Here is a 614-nt window from a genome sequence, read left to right as displayed (position 1 = left end):
GCGCCGACCTCTGAGAGGGCGTCTGGTTCACGTAGTTTGTGATATTTCTGGGTCGTAGGGGTCTCGCCAGGTCGGGGTGGTTTCGTCGGTGACTCTTCTGGCGAGGTTGTCGATCATGGCTATGTGGATCATGGCTGTCGAGTGGTGCGGGTGAGTTTCGTAGTCGCGGGCGAGGCGGCGGTGGAGCATGATCCAGCCGAGGGTGCGTTCGACGATCCAGCGGCGTTTGACGATTGAGAAGCCTTTGACCTGCGTGTCTTTGGTGACGACTTCGACGTTGATGCCGAGGGTAGCGCCGTGTTCGATCACGGCGTTCTTGAATCCGGCATCGACCCAGGTCTTGGTGATTGTGGGGTATGCGGCTTTCGCCTGGTTGAGGAGGTGGGTGCCGGTGGTGTTGTCGCTGGTTGAGGCTGCGGTGACGACGACGGCTAGGAGCAGCCCGAGTGCGTCGGTGACGATCCCGCGCTTACGGCCGACGATTTTCTTGCCGGCGTCGATGCCCTGCGTGGCGAGGGGCGCGTTGGTGGAGGTCTTCACGCTTTGTGTGTCGATTACGCAGGCGGTCGGCTCGGGGTCACGGCCGACCTTGCCTCGCGCCAGGGCGGTCAGGT

1 protein-coding gene is annotated in these 614 nt (G+C 62.5%); it reads right to left on the bottom strand.

Translation table 11 applies throughout. From position 1 onward, the window contains the following. Positions 1 to 27: 27 nt before the first annotated feature. Positions 28 to 614 (bottom strand): transposase (locus IEY75_RS20635; protein WP_189116053.1); only part of this gene is annotated, 587 nt, incomplete at its 5' end.

The sequence above is a fragment of the Pilimelia terevasa genome (assembly GCF_014647915.1).
GTDB classification, from domain to species: Bacteria; Actinomycetota; Actinomycetes; order Mycobacteriales; family Micromonosporaceae; genus Pilimelia; species Pilimelia terevasa.
Note: the sequence above shows the minus strand (reverse complement) of the source record. Positions and strands in the feature narration are given on the sequence as shown.